The 19425-nt window shown below is 67.8% G+C and carries 16 protein-coding genes; 7 read left to right on the top strand and 9 right to left on the bottom strand.

The window, feature by feature from the left end; translation table 11 throughout:
• Nucleotides 1-167: 167 nt before the first annotated feature.
• From R5W23_RS22935 to R5W23_RS22945, 3 genes are read left to right on the top strand one after another with little or no spacing between them, the layout of a single operon-like run.
• Nucleotides 168-971 carry a lysophospholipid acyltransferase family protein gene (locus R5W23_RS22935; protein WP_320688312.1) on the top strand — a complete coding sequence of 268 codons (804 nt, stop codon included), beginning with the start codon at nt 168-170 and terminating at the stop codon, nt 969-971.
• The gene (locus tag R5W23_RS22940) at nt 968-2167 is read left to right on the top strand and encodes a glycosyltransferase family 2 protein (protein WP_320688313.1); all 1200 of its coding nucleotides are present in this window, start codon (nt 968-970) and stop codon (nt 2165-2167) included. Before R5W23_RS22935 ends, R5W23_RS22940 begins: the two co-directional genes overlap by 4 nt.
• Entirely contained in the window at nt 2164-2916 is a 753-nt protein-coding gene (locus R5W23_RS22945) for an SDR family NAD(P)-dependent oxidoreductase (RefSeq protein ID WP_320688314.1), read from the top strand. The genes R5W23_RS22940 and R5W23_RS22945 overlap by 4 nt, the downstream gene beginning before the upstream one ends.
• A gap of 37 nt (nt 2917-2953) precedes the next feature.
• Here the strand turns inward: R5W23_RS22945 and R5W23_RS22950 are convergent, their stop codons facing one another.
• The 5 genes from R5W23_RS22950 to R5W23_RS22970 form a co-directional block, all read right to left on the bottom strand.
• Nucleotides 2954-4906: a DNA gyrase/topoisomerase IV subunit B gene (locus tag R5W23_RS22950; RefSeq protein ID WP_320688315.1), complete on the bottom strand. Its 1953-nt coding sequence runs from the start codon at nt 4904-4906 to the stop codon at nt 2954-2956.
• A gap of 38 nt (nt 4907-4944) precedes the next feature.
• Nucleotides 4945-5193: a hypothetical protein gene (locus tag R5W23_RS22955; RefSeq protein ID WP_261184096.1), complete on the bottom strand. Its 249-nt coding sequence runs from the start codon at nt 5191-5193 to the stop codon at nt 4945-4947.
• A 437-nt stretch (nt 5194-5630) separates the two neighbouring features.
• On the bottom strand, nt 5631-7970 hold the full coding sequence (locus R5W23_RS22960; RefSeq protein ID WP_261184097.1) for a DNA gyrase/topoisomerase IV subunit A: 2340 nt from the start codon (nt 7968-7970) through the stop codon (nt 5631-5633).
• 227 nt (nt 7971-8197) lie between these two features.
• Nucleotides 8198-9085, bottom strand: a complete 888-nt coding sequence (locus tag R5W23_RS22965) for a phosphate/phosphite/phosphonate ABC transporter substrate-binding protein (protein WP_261184098.1) — start codon at nt 9083-9085, stop codon at nt 8198-8200.
• 143 nt (nt 9086-9228) lie between these two features.
• Nucleotides 9229-10590 carry a TolC family protein gene (locus R5W23_RS22970; RefSeq protein ID WP_261184099.1) on the bottom strand — a complete coding sequence of 454 codons (1362 nt, stop codon included), beginning with the start codon at nt 10588-10590 and terminating at the stop codon, nt 9229-9231.
• Nucleotides 10591-10785: 195 nt separating this feature from the next.
• Here R5W23_RS22970 and R5W23_RS22975 point away from each other — a divergent pair, with 195 nt between their 5' ends.
• Both R5W23_RS22975 and R5W23_RS22980 read left to right on the top strand, forming a co-directional pair.
• Nucleotides 10786-12279 carry a thiamine phosphate synthase gene (locus R5W23_RS22975; protein ID WP_320688316.1) on the top strand — a complete coding sequence of 498 codons (1494 nt, stop codon included), beginning with the start codon at nt 10786-10788 and terminating at the stop codon, nt 12277-12279.
• A gap of 262 nt (nt 12280-12541) precedes the next feature.
• Entirely contained in the window at nt 12542-13003 is a 462-nt protein-coding gene (locus R5W23_RS22980; protein ID WP_320688317.1) for a hypothetical protein, read from the top strand.
• A gap of 225 nt (nt 13004-13228) precedes the next feature.
• Here R5W23_RS22980 and R5W23_RS22985 read toward each other — a convergent pair whose 3' ends face one another.
• A complete protein-coding gene (locus R5W23_RS22985; RefSeq protein ID WP_320688318.1) occupies nt 13229-14431 on the bottom strand; it encodes a PP2C family protein-serine/threonine phosphatase in 1203 nt (400 codons plus the stop codon).
• 169 nt (nt 14432-14600) lie between these two features.
• On the opposite strand from R5W23_RS22985, the gene R5W23_RS22990 reads away from it, so the two are divergent.
• Nucleotides 14601-15023: an NUDIX hydrolase gene (locus tag R5W23_RS22990; RefSeq protein WP_261184103.1), complete on the top strand. Its 423-nt coding sequence runs from the start codon at nt 14601-14603 to the stop codon at nt 15021-15023.
• Nucleotides 15024-15094: 71 nt separating this feature from the next.
• On the opposite strand, the gene R5W23_RS22995 is transcribed toward R5W23_RS22990, so the two are convergent.
• Entirely contained in the window at nt 15095-15451 is a 357-nt protein-coding gene (locus R5W23_RS22995) for a cupin domain-containing protein (protein ID WP_320688319.1), read from the bottom strand.
• Nucleotides 15452-15518: 67 nt separating this feature from the next.
• Here R5W23_RS22995 and R5W23_RS23000 point away from each other — a divergent pair, with 67 nt between their 5' ends.
• The gene (locus R5W23_RS23000; protein ID WP_320688320.1) at nt 15519-16391 is read left to right on the top strand and encodes a hypothetical protein; all 873 of its coding nucleotides are present in this window, start codon (nt 15519-15521) and stop codon (nt 16389-16391) included.
• Between the two features lie 191 nt (nt 16392-16582).
• On the opposite strand, the gene R5W23_RS23005 is transcribed toward R5W23_RS23000, so the two are convergent.
• A complete protein-coding gene (locus R5W23_RS23005; protein WP_320688321.1) occupies nt 16583-18028 on the bottom strand; it encodes a tetratricopeptide repeat protein in 1446 nt (481 codons plus the stop codon).
• A 3-nt stretch (nt 18029-18031) separates the two neighbouring features.
• Entirely contained in the window at nt 18032-19372 is a 1341-nt protein-coding gene (locus R5W23_RS23010; RefSeq protein WP_320688322.1) for an ATP-binding protein, read from the bottom strand.
• Between the last annotated feature and the right edge of the window lie 53 nt (nt 19373-19425).

The raw sequence follows: 19425 nt of genomic DNA on the forward strand, positions 1-19425 counted from the left end.
CGCAGGTGTGTTCACGTATGAGGATGCGGCCGGCGCTGCAGCGAGCCCGCTCGTTGGCGTCGGCGCGCGTCTCGAGTCCACGCGACACCAAACGGCTGTGTGTCGGTCGTGGGGGCCAGAGGCCCGCGCTCCAGTACCATCACTCTTCAAGTGGCCGGGGTGTCGTGATGTCGGCTCGCACCACCGAACTGCCGAACCGCTGGGGCTGGCTGCTGCGCGGCTTCCGCAAGTACGCCCGGCGGTACGTGCGGAAGCACTTCCACGCGGTGCGGCTGTCGAAGAGCGGGGCCGCCGTTCCGACCGGGGACGAGCCGCTTCTGGTCGCGCTGAACCACCCGTCGTGGTGGGACCCGATGATCGGCATCGTGCTGAGCGACCGGTTCGGGCCACGCGAGCATTTTGCGGCCATCGACGCGGTCGCTGTCGAGCGTTACCGGTTCTTCACAAAGCTCGGGTTCGTCGGCGTTGATACGAAGTCGCTCCGCGGAGCTGCCGCGTTCTTGCGGACGGGTACGGCGATCCTGTCTCGCCCCCGTCACACGTTCTGGGTGACCGCTCAGGGCCGGTTCACTGACGTGCGGGAGCGCCCGCTCGCGCTGCAATCGGGCGTGGGCCACCTCGCCGCCCGCATGACCACCGGCGCGGTGCTGCCGGTCGCACTCGAATACACCTTCTGGACGGAAAGCACGCCCGAGGCGCTCGTCCGCATCGGCGAACCGCTCCGCGCCGCCGACCATCGTGGGCTGGACGGCAAGGCCTGGACCGCTCGGATCGAAACGGCTCTTGCGCAAAACCTCGACGTGCTCAGTGCCGAGGCCGTGAGGCGTGATCCGGCGGCGTTCACGGACCTCCTCGCCGGCCGCACCGGTGTCGGCGGCGTGTACGACTCCTGGCGCCGGCTGAAGGCTTGGGTCCGCGGGCGGTCGTTTGATCCCTCACACGACGTCGTAACGGGAGAGCGTCGGCCGTGACACTTGTCGGCTTGGCATTGGGAGCGCTGCTTTGCGCAGCGGCCCCCGCCCTGCTCTATCTGTGGAATTCAGTTCTATTTCGGGAGCCCCCCGCCCTGCCCTCTGGTGGCGACGCGGCCGCGGCGGACCAACCCGTCATCTCGGTCCTCATCCCGGCACGGAACGAAGAACTCGGCATTGAGGCGTGCGTGCGGTCGGTACTCGCGTCCCGTCACGTGGAGTTAGAGGTCATCGTCCTCGACGACGCCAGCACCGACCGCACGGCGGATATCGTCCGAGCGCTGGCGGTTGCGGACCCGCGGGTGCGGGTCCAGTCGGCGCCGCCGCTACCGGACGGATGGGCCGGAAAGCAACATGCGTGCTTCGCGCTGTCACAGTTGGCCCGCTACGACATTCTCACGTTCCTCGATGCCGACGTGCGCCTCCGCCCGGACGCGCTGGCGCGGATGGCGCGATTTCTCCGCGAAAGCAAGTGCGCCCTGGTGAGTGGGTTCCCGCACCAGGAGACCGGAACCCTTTTCGAGCGCCTGCTCATCCCGCTCATCAACTGGCTACTGCTATCTTTTCTCCCTTTGTGGGGCATGCGCCGCTCGCCGCGTGCCGCGTTCGGTGCCGGGTGCGGGCAGTGGTTCATGACCGCGCGCGCCGCGTATGAAACGGTCGGCGGGCACGGGGCGGTGCGATCGTCCTTCCACGACGGGCTGACGCTGCCCCGCGCCTACCGCAAAGCCGGGTTCGGGACCGACATCTGCGACGCCACGCACCTCGCCTCGTGCCGGATGTACCGTTCGGCATCGGCGGTCTGGTTCGGGCTGGCGAAGAACGCCCGTGAGGGCATGGCCGCGACCGGGCAGATCGGGTTCTGGACTGTCACTCTGTTCTGCGGGCAGGTAGTACCTGCCCTGCTGCTCGTGCTGGCGCTGAGCGGTCTCACGTTCGAGGCGGACCCGCACGAGCGAACGGTTGAACAGGCGGTGCGTCCCTTCGCCCTGTCGGTGCTCGGCAGCGCAATCGTCATGTCACTCTCGAAGCGGTGCCACGCGGCCGTTCACTTCCGCCAGTCGTGGGTCGGCGTGCTCCTGCACCCGGTTGCGATCCTGCTGCTGCTCGCGGTTCAGTGGTACGCGGTCCTGCGCTGGGTGATCGGGAAACCGGTCGGGTGGAAGGGCCGCGCCCTTCCGGCAGCAAAACTATGAGTGACATCCCGGCTTACGTGATCGTCGGTGCGGCGGGCGGAATCGGCTCGGCGTTGTGTCGGCGGCTCGCGGCCCGCGGGCCGTGCAAGCTGATGCTCGCGGGCCGCGACCCGAACAAACTGGACACCCTGGCGAGCGAGCTGACGACCGCCGGGGCGACGGTCGCGGTGCGCCCCCTGAACGCGACCGATTCCGGCGCTGTGGACCTCCTGTTCGCCGAGGCGGGGCAACAGTTCGGGCCGATCACCGGTGCCGCGAACCTGTGCGGCTCGATCCTGCTGAAGCCGGCGCACCTCACCACCGACCAAGAGTTCGCGGACACGCTGGCGGTGAACGTGACGACCGCGTTCAACGTGCTCCGGGCCGCCGTCAAGGGCATGACCGGCGGCGGTTCGGTCGTGCTCATGTCCACCGTGGCGACGAAAATCGGGCTCGCCAACCATGAGGCGATCGCCGCCGCAAAGGGTGCGGTGAACGGCCTCGTGATCTCGGCCGCGGCCACCTACGCCGGCCGGAACCTCCGCGTGAACGCCGTCGCCCCGGGGCTCGTCCGCACCCCACTCGCCGCGCGGCTGACCTCGAGCGAAGCGACCCTCAAAGCGTCCACCGCAATGCACCCGCTGGGACGCATCGGGGAGCCCGGCGACGTGGCGGACGCGATCGCCTGGCTCCTGGCGCCCGAGACCACCTGGGTGACCGGCCAGATCGTCAGCGTGGACGGCGGCCTGTCGAGCGTCCGGGCGAAGTGAGCCCGCGGCCGGGGCGGCGCCCGGGCCGCCCCGTCGATCACACGTCCAGGTCTTCGTCCACGGCCTGATCGGCCTTTGCCATGATGAAGTCGTACCGCGGCTTCGCGTCCTTGCCGAGCAGATCAACGAACGTCCGGTCCGTTTCCAGGGCCGCGCCGTCGGTACTCACCTTCAGCAGGGTGCGGGTCCGCCGGTCGAGCGTCGTCGCGGCGAGGTCCTTCGCGTCCATTTCGCCGAGACCCTTGAACCGCGTCACCTCGAACTTGCGGTTCGCCTTGGTCAGTTTCTCGACCAGCTCCTCCTTACCCTGATCGTCCTGAACCCAGTGGATGTCCTTACCGACATTCACCCGGTACAGCGGCGGTCGGCCGATGTACACGTGCCCGTGCCGGATCAGTTCCGGCATGTGCCGGAACAGGAACGCGAGCATCAGCGTCGTGATGTGGCAGCCGTCGGCGTCGGCGTCCATCAGCAGGATGATCTTGCCGTACCGCAGGTTACCGTAGTTGAATTTGTCGCCGATGCCGGTGCCGATCGCGGTGACGAGGTCGGCGATTTCCTGGTTCGTCAGCGCTTTCGAGGCGGGGAGCCCTTCGCAGTTCAGGATCTTCCCGCGGAGCGGCAACACGGCCTGCGTGCTGTTGTTGCGGCCCTGCTTCGCCGACCCGCCTGCGGAGTCGCCTTCCACGATGAACAGTTCGGTCTCGTCGCGGTCGGTCGATTTGCAGTCGGCGAGTTTGCCCGGAAGGCTGAGGCGCTTGCTCCCCGGTGCCTTCCGCTTCACCTCCTCCTTTGCGGCCCGCGACGCCTCGCGCATCCGCGCGGCGATGACGATGCGCCCCACGATCGAGTCGGCCGCGGTCTTGTTGTTGTTCAGCCACGCCTCGAGGGCGGGGCGAACGAAGTTATCGACCGAACCTTCCATCTCGGTGTTCGTGAGCCGGTCCTTGGTCTGCGACTGGAACATCGGGTCGCGGAGGAACACCGACAGCACCGCGACGATGCCTTCGCGGATGTCGTCCGCGGTGATCTTCAGCCCCTTGCTCTGCTTCTTCACGTCGTCGTGGGTGTCGATGTAGCTCTGCACGGCCTTGCGCAGTGCCGACTTTAGCCCGTTCTCGTGCGTCCCGCCCTGGGGGGTGCGGATGCCGTTCGCATAGGACCGGTACGTCTCCTCGGTGGACTCCGTCCATTGGAGCGCGACCTCGATCTTGTCCCCGGTCTCGCGCACCGCGGAGAACGACGCCTCGGTCACCGGCGGCTTCTGCCCGTCCAGCACCAAGCGCCCCAGGAACGCGGGCAGCCCGCCCGGGTTCGCGAATTCCAGCGTCTCGCCGGTCACCTCGTTCTTGAACGTGATCCGCAGCCCGCTGTGGACGAACGACGTGTCCTCCAGCCGGGCGCGGAGCGTGTCCGGGTCGAACCGGACGGTCTTGAAGATCGTGTCGTCGGGCTCGAAGTAGATGCCGGTCCCGTGCCCGCGGAACGGCCCGACCTTCTCGATTTTCGCGAGCGGCGTCCCCTTGGCGTACTCCTGCCGGTACTCGAACCCGTCGCGCCGCACCGTCGCGACGAGCCTCTTCGAGAGCGCGTTCACGACCGACGCGCCGACCCCGTGCAACCCGCCGGAGTGGATGTAGCCGCTCTCGGACTCGCCGAACTTGCCGCCCGCGTGCAGCACCGTCAGCACCAGTTCGAGCCCGGTCTTCTTGTGCTTGGGGTGCATGTCCACGGGGATGCCGCGGCCGTTGTCGAAGATCGTGATCGCTTGCCCGGACTTGTGCAGCGTCACGGTGATGTGGTCGGCGTAGCCGTTGATGTACTCGTCAACGGCGTTGTCGAGGATCTCCCACGCGAGGTGGTGCAGGCCCTTCGCGTCCACGCCGCCAATGTACATGGCGGGGCGCTTGCGGACCGGTTCGAGCCCCTCAAGGACCTGAATGTCTTCGGTTCGGTACGCCGCGGTGCGGCCGGCGGTGAGTGCGCTCATAGCTGATCGGATGCTTGATCGTGGGTGTACGAGACCGTTTACTGGTAATATTTCTTGGACACGATAGCGCCAGTCGCGGCATCGATAACGTAATGCGGTCCCGCGCCGTTGAGCGTCGCGTCCTTCGGCTCATAAGCGATGTGCCAGCCGTCCGCTTCGAGCATAATTTCGATGCGGTAAGGGTTCAGATCGTGGTAAGCGGTTTCTGCATCGGCACGGGCGATTCGGAGCGCCTCGTCGCTCGCGAGCGTTCGCGAAGGCAGTACCGAACCGAGAGTGTTCGCCATATCCGCTCTCCTCAATCGGGGAACCCCGGGCTCCCGGTCAATCCGCCGCGCCGCCGCGGGGGGCCAGAATGATAAACGCCGTCGTCGGCTTGGATTAGGTCCGGAACACCATGAACCGCATCGATCCGGAGGTCCTGTGGGCTCGGACCGGGCTCCCACCCTTCGGCAGATGGGTTAGGGTGTGTGTGGAACTTCCCGACTACAACACACCCATCGACATGAGGCGGGTTCACAAGCGAAATCGATACCTGTGACCCGCGGACCGCCCGGCGCACCTCGATCTCGCCGGTCACCAGATTCTGGTAAATCCACCCTCCCTCCTCGTGCCGCTGAACGGGATCGGCGGAGAGCGAATCTACCCAGGCGGCACCAAGTGCCGCTTTCACAACCGGGTGGGCTTCCAACTCGAACGCAGAGGGCGCATCCATCGATACCTCTTAGTCGGCGTCCTTCTTCTTGCCCTCGACAGCGTCCCAGTCGGCGAGTTGGATCTCCGGCGGGACCACCCGCGCGAACTTGGTCCGCGCGCCGGGCTTCTCGCCCTTCGCGCCGCGCTTGCGGGTCTTGACCGCGCCGGGGCCGAAGTCCTGGGTCTTCCCGTTCTCGGTTTCCACCACGAGCTTGTCGAACCGTCCGCCCACCAGCACCCCGCCGAGGCAGTCGTCCTTCGATTCGAGTTCGATGCCGATGACGCCCTTCCCGGCCCCGGACAGGATCGACACCTGGTCCAGCGGGAAGTGGGTGACGTACCCGCCGGAGGTCGCGAGCATCACGCCCTCCTCGGCCCCCGCGAGCCGCACCATCACCACTTTATCGCCCTCTTCCAGCTTCACGAACCGCCGGCCGACTTTCGTGGACTCGGACCGGAACGCGGTCAGCGGCAGGCGCAGCACGAACCCGTTGCGCGTGGCCACGACCAGAAACGGGCCGCCGGGCGTGTCGCCCTTCGCGGGCAGGTCCGCGGGCGTGAACCGCGGGTCGGTGGTGACCGCCGCAACGACCTTCGCGCCGTCCGCGAGTTTGAAGAACTTGGTGATCGGCTCGCCGTACCCGGCGGTGGCCGGAACCTCGTTGATCCGCATCGTGTACGCCGCGCCGTCGTCCGCGAAGAACGAGACGTGGTCGAGCGTGCTTCCCGGAACCACCGCCGCAACCGCGTCGCCCTCTTCGACGCGGGTCGTTTCCACCGACGCCAGCCGGCCGACCCGCTTGATCCGCCCGTTCTTCGTGAGAACCACGTTCGTGTTCTCGCGGGCGATGTACGCCTCCTCGTTGAACTCCAGCACGTCCTCGTCGGAGGCCATGCGGGTTTTGCGGCGCTCGGGGAACTTCTCGATCAGCGCCTCCAGTTCGCCCTTGATGACGCCCCAGAGCTTCTTTTCCGAGGCGAGGATGGTTTCGATCTCCTTCGCCTGCTTCTTCTTCTCCGTCAGCTCGTCGATGATCTTCTGGATCTCGAGCTGCGCGATCTTGTAGAGCTGCGAGTCGAGGATCGCCCCCACCTGCTCGTCGTCGAGCTTGAACGCGGCCTTCAGCTTCTCCGCGGCGTCGGGCTTCCCGCTGCTCTCGCGGATCATCTTGATGGCGCGGTCCAGCGCGTTGAAGATGATCTGGAACCCTTCCAGGATGTGAATCCGCCGGCGCAACTGGCGCAACTGGTACTCGAACCGCCGGCGGACCGTTGCGAGCCGGAACTTGAGAAACTCAGTGAGCAGGTCCCACAGACTTAGCCTGTCCCGCGGTTTCATCCCCTTACCGTCCTCGGTGGGGACGAGCGCGGTCATGTTGTACGAGTACGTCTTCTGCAACTCGGTGTGCTTGTACAGGTACGCCATCACCAGGTTCGGGTCGGTGCCGTTCTTGACCTCCAGCACCAGGCGCAGCCCGTCTTTCTCGTTCGACTCGTTCGACTGGCCGGTCAGTTGCGGCAGCTTCCGCTGGTCGATGATCGAGCCGATGGTGTTTTCGAGGTCGCCCTTGTTCACCCCATACGGGATCGAGGTGACGACGATCTGCACCCCGCGGTCGATCTTCTCCTCTTTCCACTCCGCCTGGACCTTGATCGAGCCGACGCCCTCCTCGTAGATCTTGCGCAGCGCCGCGCGGTCCGCGAGGATCTTGCCCCCCAGCGGGAAGTCCGGCCCCTTGACCTTGTCGAGCAGGTTCGCAACCGTCGCGTCGGGGTTGTCGATCAGCAGCGTGCAGGCCTTGAGCACCTCGCCGAGGTTGTGCGGCGGGATCTGCGTCGCCATGCCGACCGCGATGCCCGCGGTGCCGTTCACCAGCAGGTTCGGGAACTGTGCGGGCAGCACCGCCGGCTCGTGGCGGGTGCCGTCGTAACTCGCCACCGAATCGACGGTGTCCTGGCCCAGCTCGTCGAGCAACAGTTCCGCCTGTCGGGTCAGCTTCGCTTCCGTGTACCGGTACGCCGCGGGCGGGTCGCCGTCGACCGAGCCGAAGTTCCCCTGCCCGTACACCAGCGGGACGCGCAGCACCCAGTTCTGCGACATGCGCACGAGCGCCTCGTACAGCGCGCTGTCCCCGTGCGGGTGGTAGTTGCCCATCACCTCGCCGACGATCTTGGCGCACTTCAGCGCCTTCTTGTCCACCGTCAGCTTCAGGTCCTGGAACATCGCGTACAGGATGCGCCGCTGCACGGGCTTCAGCCCGTCGCGCACGTCGGGCAGCGCGCGCCCCTTCACCACCGACATGGCGTAGGTCAGGAACCGCGTGCGCACCTCGTCCGCGATTGTGACGGTCTCGATCGTCTCGGCCATGACAGCGTCTCACCAGGGTGCGGCCCGCGCACCCTACCATTGTTCCGGGCACTTCAACTATACATCCGATCACTGCATTCACTATATCGCCCGCACTACCAACTTAAAGGTTGGAAGCTCCGCCGGAAGCGCGAACACCCCCCGCGGGTGCGGGGGGTGGGTCGGGCGGGAGCGGGTTTGAGGGGTGTGCGGCGGGCGCGGGTTCGTGCGGTTGCGGGGCGGCGCGGTTATTTTTGCTTGGGCGCCGGGTACACCTTCAAGCACTTGTCCAGGTCCAACTGGTACGCCTGCGTGGCCGCCTCGAAGCCCTTCAGCCGCCAGAGGCTGGTGAGCAGTTGCCCCTCGTCGGTGTTCACGCACTTGACCAGCCCGTCGCGGACCTGCTTGGCGGCCTCCTCGGTCAGCGCCCCCTTGCGGTACACGAGCACCCCGGGCGGGAACGGCTCGGACTGGGCGAGCACCTTGAGTTGCTGGCCGGCGCCGGGCTTCAGCTTCTGGTACGCGACCAGGGCCCCGGCGTCCACCAGCGCCGCCGGGCACTCGGCGTCGGACACGGCGTCGAGGGCGTCCTCGACCGTGCGGCCCTTCAGCTTCGCCACCTCGCAGCACCCGGCCGGCGCCGCGTCCTTGAGGCGGTCGTAGTACAGTTGGCAGTGCGCCTTGGTCCCGCTGGGGATCGCCACGCTCTCGCCCTTGAGGGCGTGCGGGCCGTCCGCCTTCGAGTTCACGTTCACCACCAGGCACGCCTGGAGCTTGTTGGTCGGCACGGTCACCACCAGGGGCACCAGCTCGGGGTGCTGCTTGACCCAGGCGAACTCGAACCCGTGGAACACGGCGAGTTCCAGTTTACCGCCGCGGAGCATCTCGGCGAGTTCGGTGTAGTCCTTCCCGACGGTCACCTCGCCCTTGAGCCCGGCCTGCTTCTCCAGCATGTTCTGGAACGGCCGCGAGGCCCGCTGAACGACGGGCGCGGGCAGCCCGCTGAACATGTTCGCGGGGAGCCCGATCCGCGCCGGCGCGACCGGCTCGGCCGCCGCCGCCCGCGGGGCCGACGGCACGACCGCTACCGCGACCGGCAGCAAACAGCACACGATGACAGCGTACACGCGACCCACAGCGCACCCCTTTTTCTTCGCAACGCCTCAGATCCCAGGTTGAAATCCCGCACGAAGGGCGACCGAACCACCCGGCACGGTTGACCGCCCCTGTCGTCAGCTTGGAGCCCGGAACTGGAAACTCGGAACGGCACCGCCCGCCCCTAGCGGTCCGGGAACTTGGGCCAGATGCCGCCCGCGGTGACCCGCTCCAGGGCCGCGAGCGCGAGCAGGTACCGGTGGACCGCCTCGAAGTACCCGGACTGCGCCCGCGACGCTTCCACTTCCGCCAGCACGAGTTGGTCCTTCGACTTGGTGAACTCGGCCACCGCCCGGGCCTGCTCCTGGATCCGCTTGCTCAGCGCGAACTGCTCGGTCGCGATCTCCAGCCGCCGGGCCGCCTGGTCGAAATCCAGGTACGCCGTTTCCGCTTCGAGGAGGATCAGGTTGCGGGCCTTGTCGTAGACCGCCTCGGCCCGCTGCGCGAACGCCATCGCACGGCACACCCGGTCGTACTTGCTGCCCACGAGCTGCGGGGGCATCTCCGGGATGATCCCGCCGGGCCGGTAGTCGGCGCCGCGGTTCGTCGCGGGGATCTCCTTCGCGTGGATGTCCGCGCCCGAGACGAACGTCCGGGTGGCCCGCTTGAAGGGGATCTTGCCCTGCGCGTACACCTCGAGCCGGAAGGCGTCCACCCCCGCGGCGGCGAGCACCAGTTCGGGGCGCCGCTCCAGCGCCAGTTCCGCCACCCGGGTCATGGTGAGCGGGACCTCCTGGACCATCACCGGCAGCGCCTGGTCCTTGATCCGGAACGGGAACGTGCGGGCGTCCACGGCCATCAGCTCGCGCAGCCCCGCCAGCGCCCGCTCGCGGCCGATCCGGGCGTCGATCTGGAGCTTCTTGGCCTCGTACAGCCCGTTCTCCATCATCTGGAGCTTGAGCGTGTTGAACCCGGACTCCTTGAGCTCCTGCGCGGGCGCGGTTTTGAGGTACTCGCGGCCGATCTCGATCAGGTTGTCCAGCCGCAGCACCACGCGGTTAGCCAGTTCCTGCTGCTGCTTGGCGTAGACCGCGGTGTAGTACATCCGGGTCACGTCCTGCACGAGCTCGTTGTGCAGCTTCTGGTACTCGGCCGAGGTGGCCATCAGCCCGCGCTTGGCCTGCTGCTTGCGGACGTCCACGTCGGGGCTGAAGAGCGTGGCCGCGGTGCCGAAGTTGGAGAGCGACTTGTACCCGATTTCCACCGCGGCCGTGCTCTCCAGCACCGCCCGCAGCGACGGCTGCCGCGCCAGGGCGATCGAGACGCACTCGCCCAGCGACAGCTCCGGGCCGGCCTCGCCCCGGGCCGCCTCGACGGGAACGGGCGCCGGGAGCGGCACCTGAGCCAGCACCGCGTGCCCGCGCGGGGCCGGCACCGGTTGCGGAACGGTCGGCAGCACCGGCTGTCGCGCGCTCGCCGCCCCGAGCATAACGGTCAGCGGAAGGAACCCGGCCGCCAGCCGGACGGCGAGAGTGTGTGTGCGCACCAGTCCGTTCATCGTTGCCGTCCCTTGACACCGGGGTGACGAGTCCGTTCGTCCCGGACTTTCATCGTCCGCGTTCCGGGCGGTCTGGATGAGACCGGCCGCGCCGAAGAGAACCTCCCGACAAGAACCTGCCGGTCGTTCCGGCTGTATCGGCTGTGGCAGTACAATGACAGTGCTGTAAGGGGTAACGCGGCTATGCATCAGACCAGTCCGGGTGTGGAACGTGCGGTCGCCGGGGCGCGCGACCGGGCCGAGCAGGCGGGGGCCGACGCGGTGCGGCTGGGGCACTACGTGCTCGCCCTGCTCGAGGAGGACGAGGGGCGGCCGGCGGTGCTGCTGGAGCACATCGGCGTGTCGGTCCCCGCCGTCCGTGAGGCCCTCCGCGGCGGGGAGACCCCCGTCGCGCCGGACGTGGCCGTGTTGTTCAACGCGGCGCGCGCGTGGTCGATCGCCCACCGACACGACCCCGAGTTCCTCACCGACGCCTTTCTCATCGCGGTCCTGCGGGCGAGCGACACGTTCCGCGCGTCCTGCGCGGCGCTGGGGTTCACCCCCGAGCGACTTGAATCGGTCCTGATTAAATCCGAAGCCCGCGCCGCCGAACCCGTGTCGGAAGTGACGGTTTTCGCGATCACAGAGCCGACCGCCGAAGTGGACGCGGCCCGGGTTCTGGACGCCAGCTTCAACCGGGCGCGTGAGGCCGCCCGCGTGCTGGAGGACTACGCGCGGTTCGTGCTCGACGACCGGTTCTTGACGCAAGAGGTGAAAGAGCTGCGGCACGGACTGGCCGCCGCGGCGCAAAAGCTGCCCCCGCGGGTGCTGCTGGCGTCCCGCGAAACGCTACGCGATGTCGGCACCACGGCCACCGCCGCGAGCGAGTACGAGCGGGCGTCCCCGGCCCACGTGGCGGTGGTCAACCTGAAGCGCCTCCAGGAGTCGCTCCGGAGCCTGGAAGAGTTCGGCAAGGTGTTCGGCCCCGACCTCGGGCGCACGCTGGAAGCGGTGCGGTACCGGGCGTACACGCTCGAACGCGCACTCACGATCGGGGCCGGGAGCCGCGAGCGGCTCGCGTCCGCGCGGCTGTACGTCCTGTTGACGCGGGCACAGTGCGTCGCCTCGCTCGACTGGACCCTGCGCGAAGCGGCCCGCGGCGGGGCCGACGTGTTCCAGCTCCGGGAGAAGGGGATGCCCGACCGGGAGCTGTTGCCCCTGGCCCGCGACGTGCGCGCCTGGTCCCGCGAAGCGGGGGTGCTGTTCATCGTCAACGACCGGCCCGACATCGCCCGGCTGTGCGACGCCGACGGCGTTCACCTGGGCCAGGACGACATCACCGTGAAGGACGCGCGACGAGTGCTGGGGCCGGACCCGCTGATCGGCGTGAGCACGCACTCGGTCGAACAGGTCCGTCAGGCGGTGCTGGACGGCGCGGATTACATCGGGATCGGCCCGACGTTCCCCTCCAAAACGAAAGCGTTCGACCGCTTCCCGGGGCTCGATTTCGTTCGCGCCGCGACCGCCGAAACGGCGCTACCGGCGTTCGCACTTGGGGGGATCGGTGCCCGGAACATCGCGGACGTGATAGCGGCGGGCGCGCGGCGGGTGGCGGTGAGTGCCGCAATTTCAACCGCCGACGATCCTGAACACGCGGCACAGGTGCTGAAAGCCGCATTAACGCAATCACCGCTCTAACCCACCGCCGCTGCGCGGGTTGTATCACCCCCGGGAAAACAAATGCTGGAGGTTTGCGGGCTTGTTCGTCATCATTCTTCATCGGCTGTGACGAAAAGATGAGGCGACATAGCACCTTTGGGTATAAATTCGGTGAGTTGGTAAAATGGGCGATCTGTATTCGACTGCTCCGCCGAGTGTCGTTCCGGGGGTGGCGCGGATTCTGACCCCCGAATCGGAGCACGACCGGGTCGCCGTCACCGATGGGCAGCGGGGCCGCCGAATGGACAGCTTGCGAGAGGTGCTCGAAGCGGCCCGGACCAACGGCATCGTTGCCGGGCGGTTCCGCGGGCTGCTTCACATCGCGATCGGCCGCACCGTCACCAAACCGGACGGCACCAAGGTGTCCGCGGGGGCGACGTGGCGCGAGCTGTCCGCGTTGCTCAAGAACCTCCGCTACGACCCCGAACTCGGCCGCGAGGCCGGGGCCGACCCCGACACCCTTTCCCCGCGCGACCGCGAGCGGTACTGGTACGCGGTGATCGCGCTGGCCCGCGTGGACGGCCCCGAAGCCCGCTCCGAGGCCGATCAGCTCGTCGAGCCGCTCCGGGCGGCGGGCTACGTCGTGAGCCAACCGCCCGCCGGCCCCGCGCCGCAGGCAGCGAGCAAGCCGAAGCTCGCCCCCAAGCCGAAAGCCGACAAGCCCGAGGCGACCGAAGATAAGGCGAAGAAGAAAAAGAAGTGAGTCCTGGCCTCGTACCGAATCCGGTAGTTTCCAGTTGGTGTAACAGACCCATTCACAGGCCTTTGAGTGTAGTCCGCTCACTCCGTGAGCGGTTCCTCCGGGTATCGGATTCGCGTTGCACGCAACGACGGGGCCGCACGCCCGCGAAGCGAGTCGGGGACGCGGAACGACCGCTCACGGAGTGAGCGGACCACACTCAAAAACCAAAACCGTCCCGTCGGCGCGTCAGTCCCGCGCCAACTCGCACACCACCAGGGTGACATCGTCGGACAGCTTCTGGTCCCCCCGAAACGCCCGCTGGTCTTCGAGCAGGCGGTCCCGCAGCGGCTCGGCCGCGAGCGCCCCGCCCGCGGTGAACGCGGCTTCCAGCCGGTCGGTGCCGTACCCCTCACCGCGGTCGTCCCGGGCCTCCACCAAACCGTCGGTGTAGAAGCACAGCCGGTCCCCCGGCTCGAGCTGGACGGTGCGCTCGCGGTACTGCTCGTCGGGCACGATCCCGAGGAGGAACCCGTGCGCCGAGAGCGGCTGCACCGCCCCGGTCCGAGCCACGAACCGCAGCGGGTACGGGTGCCCGGCGCTGGCGTACGTCAGCACCCGGGTGCGGCGGTTCAGCACGCCGTAAAACGCCGTTACGAACCGGTCGTCCGCGAGCCCCTGGAGCCGGGCGTTCATCTCGGACAGCACCGCGCCCGGGGAGACCGTACTGCCCGCCACGTCGGCGAACGCGGACCGCGACATGATGGCCACCATCGCCGCCGCGATGCTGTGCCCGCTGGCGTCGGCGATCAGGAACCCGATGTGGTCCGGGTCCGGTTGGGCCACGTCGTAGTAGTCGCCGCCGAGGTGGTCGAGCGGCGCGTAGTGAACGCCCCACCGCAGCTCCGGCCAGGGCGGGGGCGCGTGCGGCAGCAGGAGCCGGGTCTGGAGCCGCCCCGCGGCGCGGAGGTTGTGCCGCATCTCCGCGTCGCGCGCCATGATCTCCCCCAGCGCCCGCTTCAGTTCGTGCGTGCGGTGCTCGACCAGCCGGTTGAGGTCGTCCGTGCGCCGGCCCAGCAGCATCCGGGTGGAGAGCAGCCCCTGCACCGTGCGCCCCTCGACCACGGGCAGGTGCCGCACCCGCTTCCGCTCCATCAGGGCGACGGCCTCCTCCCAGGTCTCGTGCGGGCCGATGGTGATCGGGTCCGGCGTCATCCAGGCGGACACCGGCAGCTCGCGCCAGCCGGGGTCGGCGTCGGCGACGCGGCGCAGCAGGTCGCGCTCGGTGAAGATCCCCTGAAGCTCGTGCCCCCCGGTCGTCACGAGCACCGCGCCGATCCGCAGCCGGTTCATCTCCCCCATCACGTCGCGGAGCGGGCAGGACGGCGGGACCTGCACGGGGGTCGGCACCATCACCTGTCGCACGCTCAACTGGTCTGGCCGCGTCAACATTCGTCACCTGTGGGCCGCGCGACGGCGTGGGCCGGCGGCGCGATTTTGAGGGGGAATTATAGAACCCGCGGCCCCCGCCGCCCGATTCCGCGGAATGTGTCCGAAGGAGCTTGACCGCCCCCTCTGATGCGAGAAGATACACCGTGAACAACCGCGCGGGGAGAAACCGATGCCGATCTGGGTGCGACAGGCCGCGGCGGTCCCGGTGCGCGACGGACGGGTGTGCCTGGTCCGATCGAGCAGCGGGCGCCGCTGGGTCGTCCCAAAGGGGCAGATCGAGGTCGGCCACACGCCGCGCGAAGCCGCTCTCGCGGAGGCGTGGGAAGAGGCCGGCGTGGTCGGTGCGATCGACGCCGAACCGCTGGGGTCCTACGCTTACGAGAAGCTCGGCCGCGAGCTGTTCGTGCTCGTGTACCGGCTCGTCGTCACCGAGGCCCGCGACGAGTGGCCCGAGCGCCACTTCCGCAACCGCACGTGGTTCCCGCTCGGTGAGGCGCTCGACCGGATCGAGGAGCCCGGCCTGCGCGAGCTGGTCGCGTTCGCGTTCCACGCGAAGCAACAGCCGCCCCGTCCTTTTCTCGTTACCGCCTGACGCCTGAGCACGCGAGTCGTGCCGCAACCCGTTCTCCGAACCGCAGGGGCTGAACGGATCGGCACGCGGTGCTAGTCGAACCACTCGTCCGCGGGGTTGAAGGCGGGCAGCGCGAACACGATTGTCTTCAGGCCGTGTTCGCTTGTAACGCGGTGCCGGGTGCCGGGCTCGATCCAGATCACGGTCCCCGGCCCCACCTCGTGCCATTCGCCGTTCAATTCCATCTTGCCCTGCCCTTCCAGAATGTAGTACACCTCGGTCGTGTCGCGGTGGTAGTGCCGGGTGGCATCCGCGATGGTGGTGACGTGGAGCGAGCACGGGGCGCCGTCGGCACCGGTCAGAATGCGCGTGCTGACCCCGCACGGGCACGGCACGTTCGGCGCCTCGCTCTGCTTCTTGATGACGTAACCCGTCGCCGTCGCTGGCATGGTTGTTCTCCGCGGGTTGAGAACACATTACCCGTTACGGCCCGTGCGTTCGAGAGGACACCGACCCGTGCCGCGAGCTTTGCTCCTCGTTTCGATGCTGTTCGGCGCGTTCGGGTGCGGTGCGGAGCCGCCGTCCGTCGCTTCGCCGGCACCCTCAAGCGCCGCCCCGGCTCTTGAGGGCGGCGCGGGTTTCCGACCCGCCGAGTCCGGCGGAATCATCGGCTCGGTCACTTGGACCGGGGCGATACCGGTCGTCGAACCGGTCGCCGACGTGCGCCCCCGTCCGGACGGCACCGGGTACACCCGCCGCGTCCTCTCGCACCCTTACGCCCCGCGAATCGATCGAGCGAGTTACGCGCTCCAGGGCGCCGTCGTGTACTTGCGGAACGTTGATGCCGCTCGCGCGAAGCCGTGGGCCGCGGCCCCGGTGCGGGTCGAATTTCGCGACGCGCAGATCGTTGTGACTCCCGAAGGCGGCGAGTCGGGCCGGGTGGGGCTCGTGCGCCGCGGCGCCGCCGTGAGCTTCCGGTCCGCCGACCCGGTGTTCAACACGCTCCGGGGGCGCGGGGCCGCGTTCTTCGCGATCCCCTTCCCGGACCCGGATCAGGCGCTCGAGCGCACCTTCGATGCCCCCGGCCGCATCGAACTCACGAGCGCGTCGGGGTACTACTGGCAGGCCGCCGACCTGTTCGTCTGCGAGCACCCGTACTTCACCGTCTCGGGGCCGGACGGGCGGTTCGAGCTGTCACACGTGCCGGAAGGGCAATACGAACTCGTCGCCTGGCACCCCAACTGGAACACGGTGGCACACGAGCGCAACCCGGAATCCGGGCTCATTCAACGGGTCCAATACGCTCCGCCGCTAGAAACGGTGCGCATGGTCACCGTGACGAAGGGCCAAAGCGTGTTCGCTCCGGTCAACCTCTCGCTTCCCAAGTGATAACGGACCGCACTGGTACACGAACCGGCTGCTGGTGTCAGTTTTGTTTTTGTGTTAGAGGCACAGACGTTCCTGTCTGTGCGGCGTGATACGGTCGCACAGACAGGAACGTCTGTGCCACAAGAAACAAACACAACCAGCTAGGCCGCGTTGCGCGAGCCGGCACGCGACAGTGCTGTTTCGGCCCCGATCTACATCAATGACTCGAACCGCGCTCGCACCGCCTTGGCAGCCAGAAACCCGTGCAGCAGCAGCCCGCCAAGGCTCGCGAACCCCAGAACGGATTCCCACGAGTTCAGCTCCTCCGCGCGCGAGCGAAAGCGCCGTAGCGAACCGGCGACGCTGTTCGCGGAGTTCTGGAGCCCTTGCTCGGTAGCCGCAATTTGCTCTTCGGTCATGTCCGCCTTGCGGGCCTGGAATTCGGCCGCCCACATGTCGTGCGATTCGGCACGCATTTGGAGCAAGGCGAATTGATGGATCAGCTCGAACCGTTCGAAGCGTTCGTATGCGAACAGGCCGAGGATGAGTGCCGACGCCCCGGCGCCCAAGAGCCGGAACCGGCCGGCCGGGATCTGGAAAACCGACGCCAGGTGAACCGCCACCAGGAACACGAACACCGCCGCCGGCGCGGCCCGCCGGTCCGTACCCGCGACCGCCGAGGCGACCAACGCCAGCACCGCAACCATGAGCACCGTGCAGACCGCGGACAGGCATTTCTGCTGTCGGTCCAGTAGCACCCGGCCGTCGCGGTCGAACAGCAGCAGCATGTTAATGATGTGCTTCGCGAACCACGTGGCGGCCACGAACGCGACGTACCCGAAAATCAGGACCGCAAAGAACGGCTCCGCGGCCGGAACCTGCTCGCCCAGTTGCGCGAGCGCCCGCACGACCACGACCATTCCGATAATGAGGCCGAACTGCACCCGCGGCGAAAACCGCGACAGCATCAAGAAGAACTGTAACACCCGCCGGTAAAACCAGTTCTTGGCCCGGAGGGCTTCCAGCAACCCCGCCTTCGCCCATTCGGAATTCGGGTCCAGCCGCAGCGCCTCCCGGAAGTGGTCAACGGCCTTTCGCGGTTCGTTCTCGTGCAGCAGCGTCCAGCCGCGGTTGGCGTGGGTGTAAGCGTCCTCGGGGTGCTTCTCCAGCGTGCCTTCCAGCGTGTGAGCCGCCTCGTCGTGGCGGCCGAGCTTCGTCAGCGCGACGGCGCGGTGGTTCAGACACACCTCGTCGTCGGGGTCGATCGCCAACCCCTCGTCCGCCGCCCGCAGGGCCGCGCTCCAGTCGTAACGCCCGATCTCGATGGCGGCGAGTTGGCCGAAGTAGCCGGCGGCCCAACTGTTCAACTCGATCGCGCGGCGGATGGCCGCCTCGGCTCCGTCGAGGTTGCCGCACTTCGATTCGACCAAGCTGAGTGCGAAATGGGCTCGGGAGTCGTTCGGGGCCAGTTCGACCGCGCGGCGAGCCGCGTCCCCGGCGCCGGGTCGGTCCAGCGTGTACTGGCACAGCGCCGCGAGGATGTAGCCCTCGGGGTCCTCGGGATCGTCGCCGATCCGTGCCGTGATTTCGTTGCTGGCCAAGTCGTACCGCTTCTGCTCCATCAGAATGCGGGCGCGGGCGAACCGATCCGTTTGCATGGTTCACTTTCGGAGGTATTTCAGGATGTCGTCGTACTGCCCGCCCTGGTTCGCGAACGTCGCGTAGTTCCGCGCGGTCGAAAACCACTCCTTCGTGGACGGTTTCACCTGTGCCACGGCCGCCAGCAGGTCTTTTGTGGTCAGCGGCTTCGGGACGCCGCTCGTGATCGCTTCCCGCAACTTGGCCTCGACGGCCAAATCGACAACCGCCTTGAGATCCGCCCCGGAAAACTGGTCGGCCTTTTTCGCAACCTGCTCGAAGTCGATCGACTGTTGCGGCTTGCCCGAAGTGAGGACGCGCAGAATTGACGCCCGCGCCGGCAGGTCCGGCGGCGGCACGAAGAGGATGCGGTCGAACCGACCGGGGCGGCGGAACGCCGGGTCGAGGTGCCACGGGGCGTTGGTGGCGGCGAGGATCAGGACGCCCTCGTTCGACGTGGTCGCGCCGTCCAGTTCCGAGAGGAACTGGTTGATAATCATCCGCCCCGAGCTCTGGCGCAGGTCGCTGCGGTTGGCCGCGAGGGCGTCCACTTCGTCGAAAAACAGCACGCACGGGCGGTTGCGCCGCGCCTCGTCGAAGAGCCCGTGCAGGTTCTTCTCGCTCGAGCCGAGCCACATGTCGAGCACGTCCTCGATCCCGACGGCGATGAACGACGCGTTCACCTCGCCGGCGGTGGCGCGGGCCAGATGGGTCTTGCCGCACCCGGGCGGCCCGTACATCAGAATCCCGCCGCCGATCGCCTTGCCATAAGCCGCATAGAGCTCGGGGTGTTTCAGCGGGTGGATGATCTTGAGCTGGATCTCCTCCTTGATCGCGTCCATGCCGCCGACATCACTGAACCGAACCTTGGGTTTCTCTAACCGGGCCGACACGTCGGCCGCTTCTTCGACATCACCGACGGCGAGCCGGCCGTCCGAGACTTCGCTCTCGTCGGGGGACTGATCGATGCCGAGCCGGGAGGCGAACTCCGCGTCCGCAGCGTCCGGGTCCATCTCGACCCCGAGCTTGTACCGGGCCACGGCCCGCTCGACATCCCCCTCACGGAGCCACAGCTTCGCCAACAGCACATGGGCCTCCGCCGGCGCCTGCGGGTCGCGCACGAGGCTTTCCAGAACGACGAACGCCTGACTCGTTTGGCCCTGCTGGTGGTACAGCCGCGCCAGACCGAGCCGGGCCGTCAGATCCTGTGCATGGGTGGCGAGAACGGCGCGGTACTCGGCCTCGGCTTCGGCGAACCGCCCCAGCCCTGCGAACGCTTCAGCGAGGTGCTTGCGGAGCGGAAGGTTGTCGGGACTGAGTTGGACGGCCGCGATGAGTCCGGCCAGCGGATCAGGCGTTGCCATGAAGCGTACTCTCGCGGGCGGTTGTGGCGGAGCGCAATCGATTCCCCCTGTGC

It is taken from the genome of Gemmata algarum (assembly GCF_034097035.1).
GTDB classification, from domain to species: domain Bacteria; phylum Planctomycetota; class Planctomycetia; order Gemmatales; family Gemmataceae; genus Gemmata; species Gemmata algarum.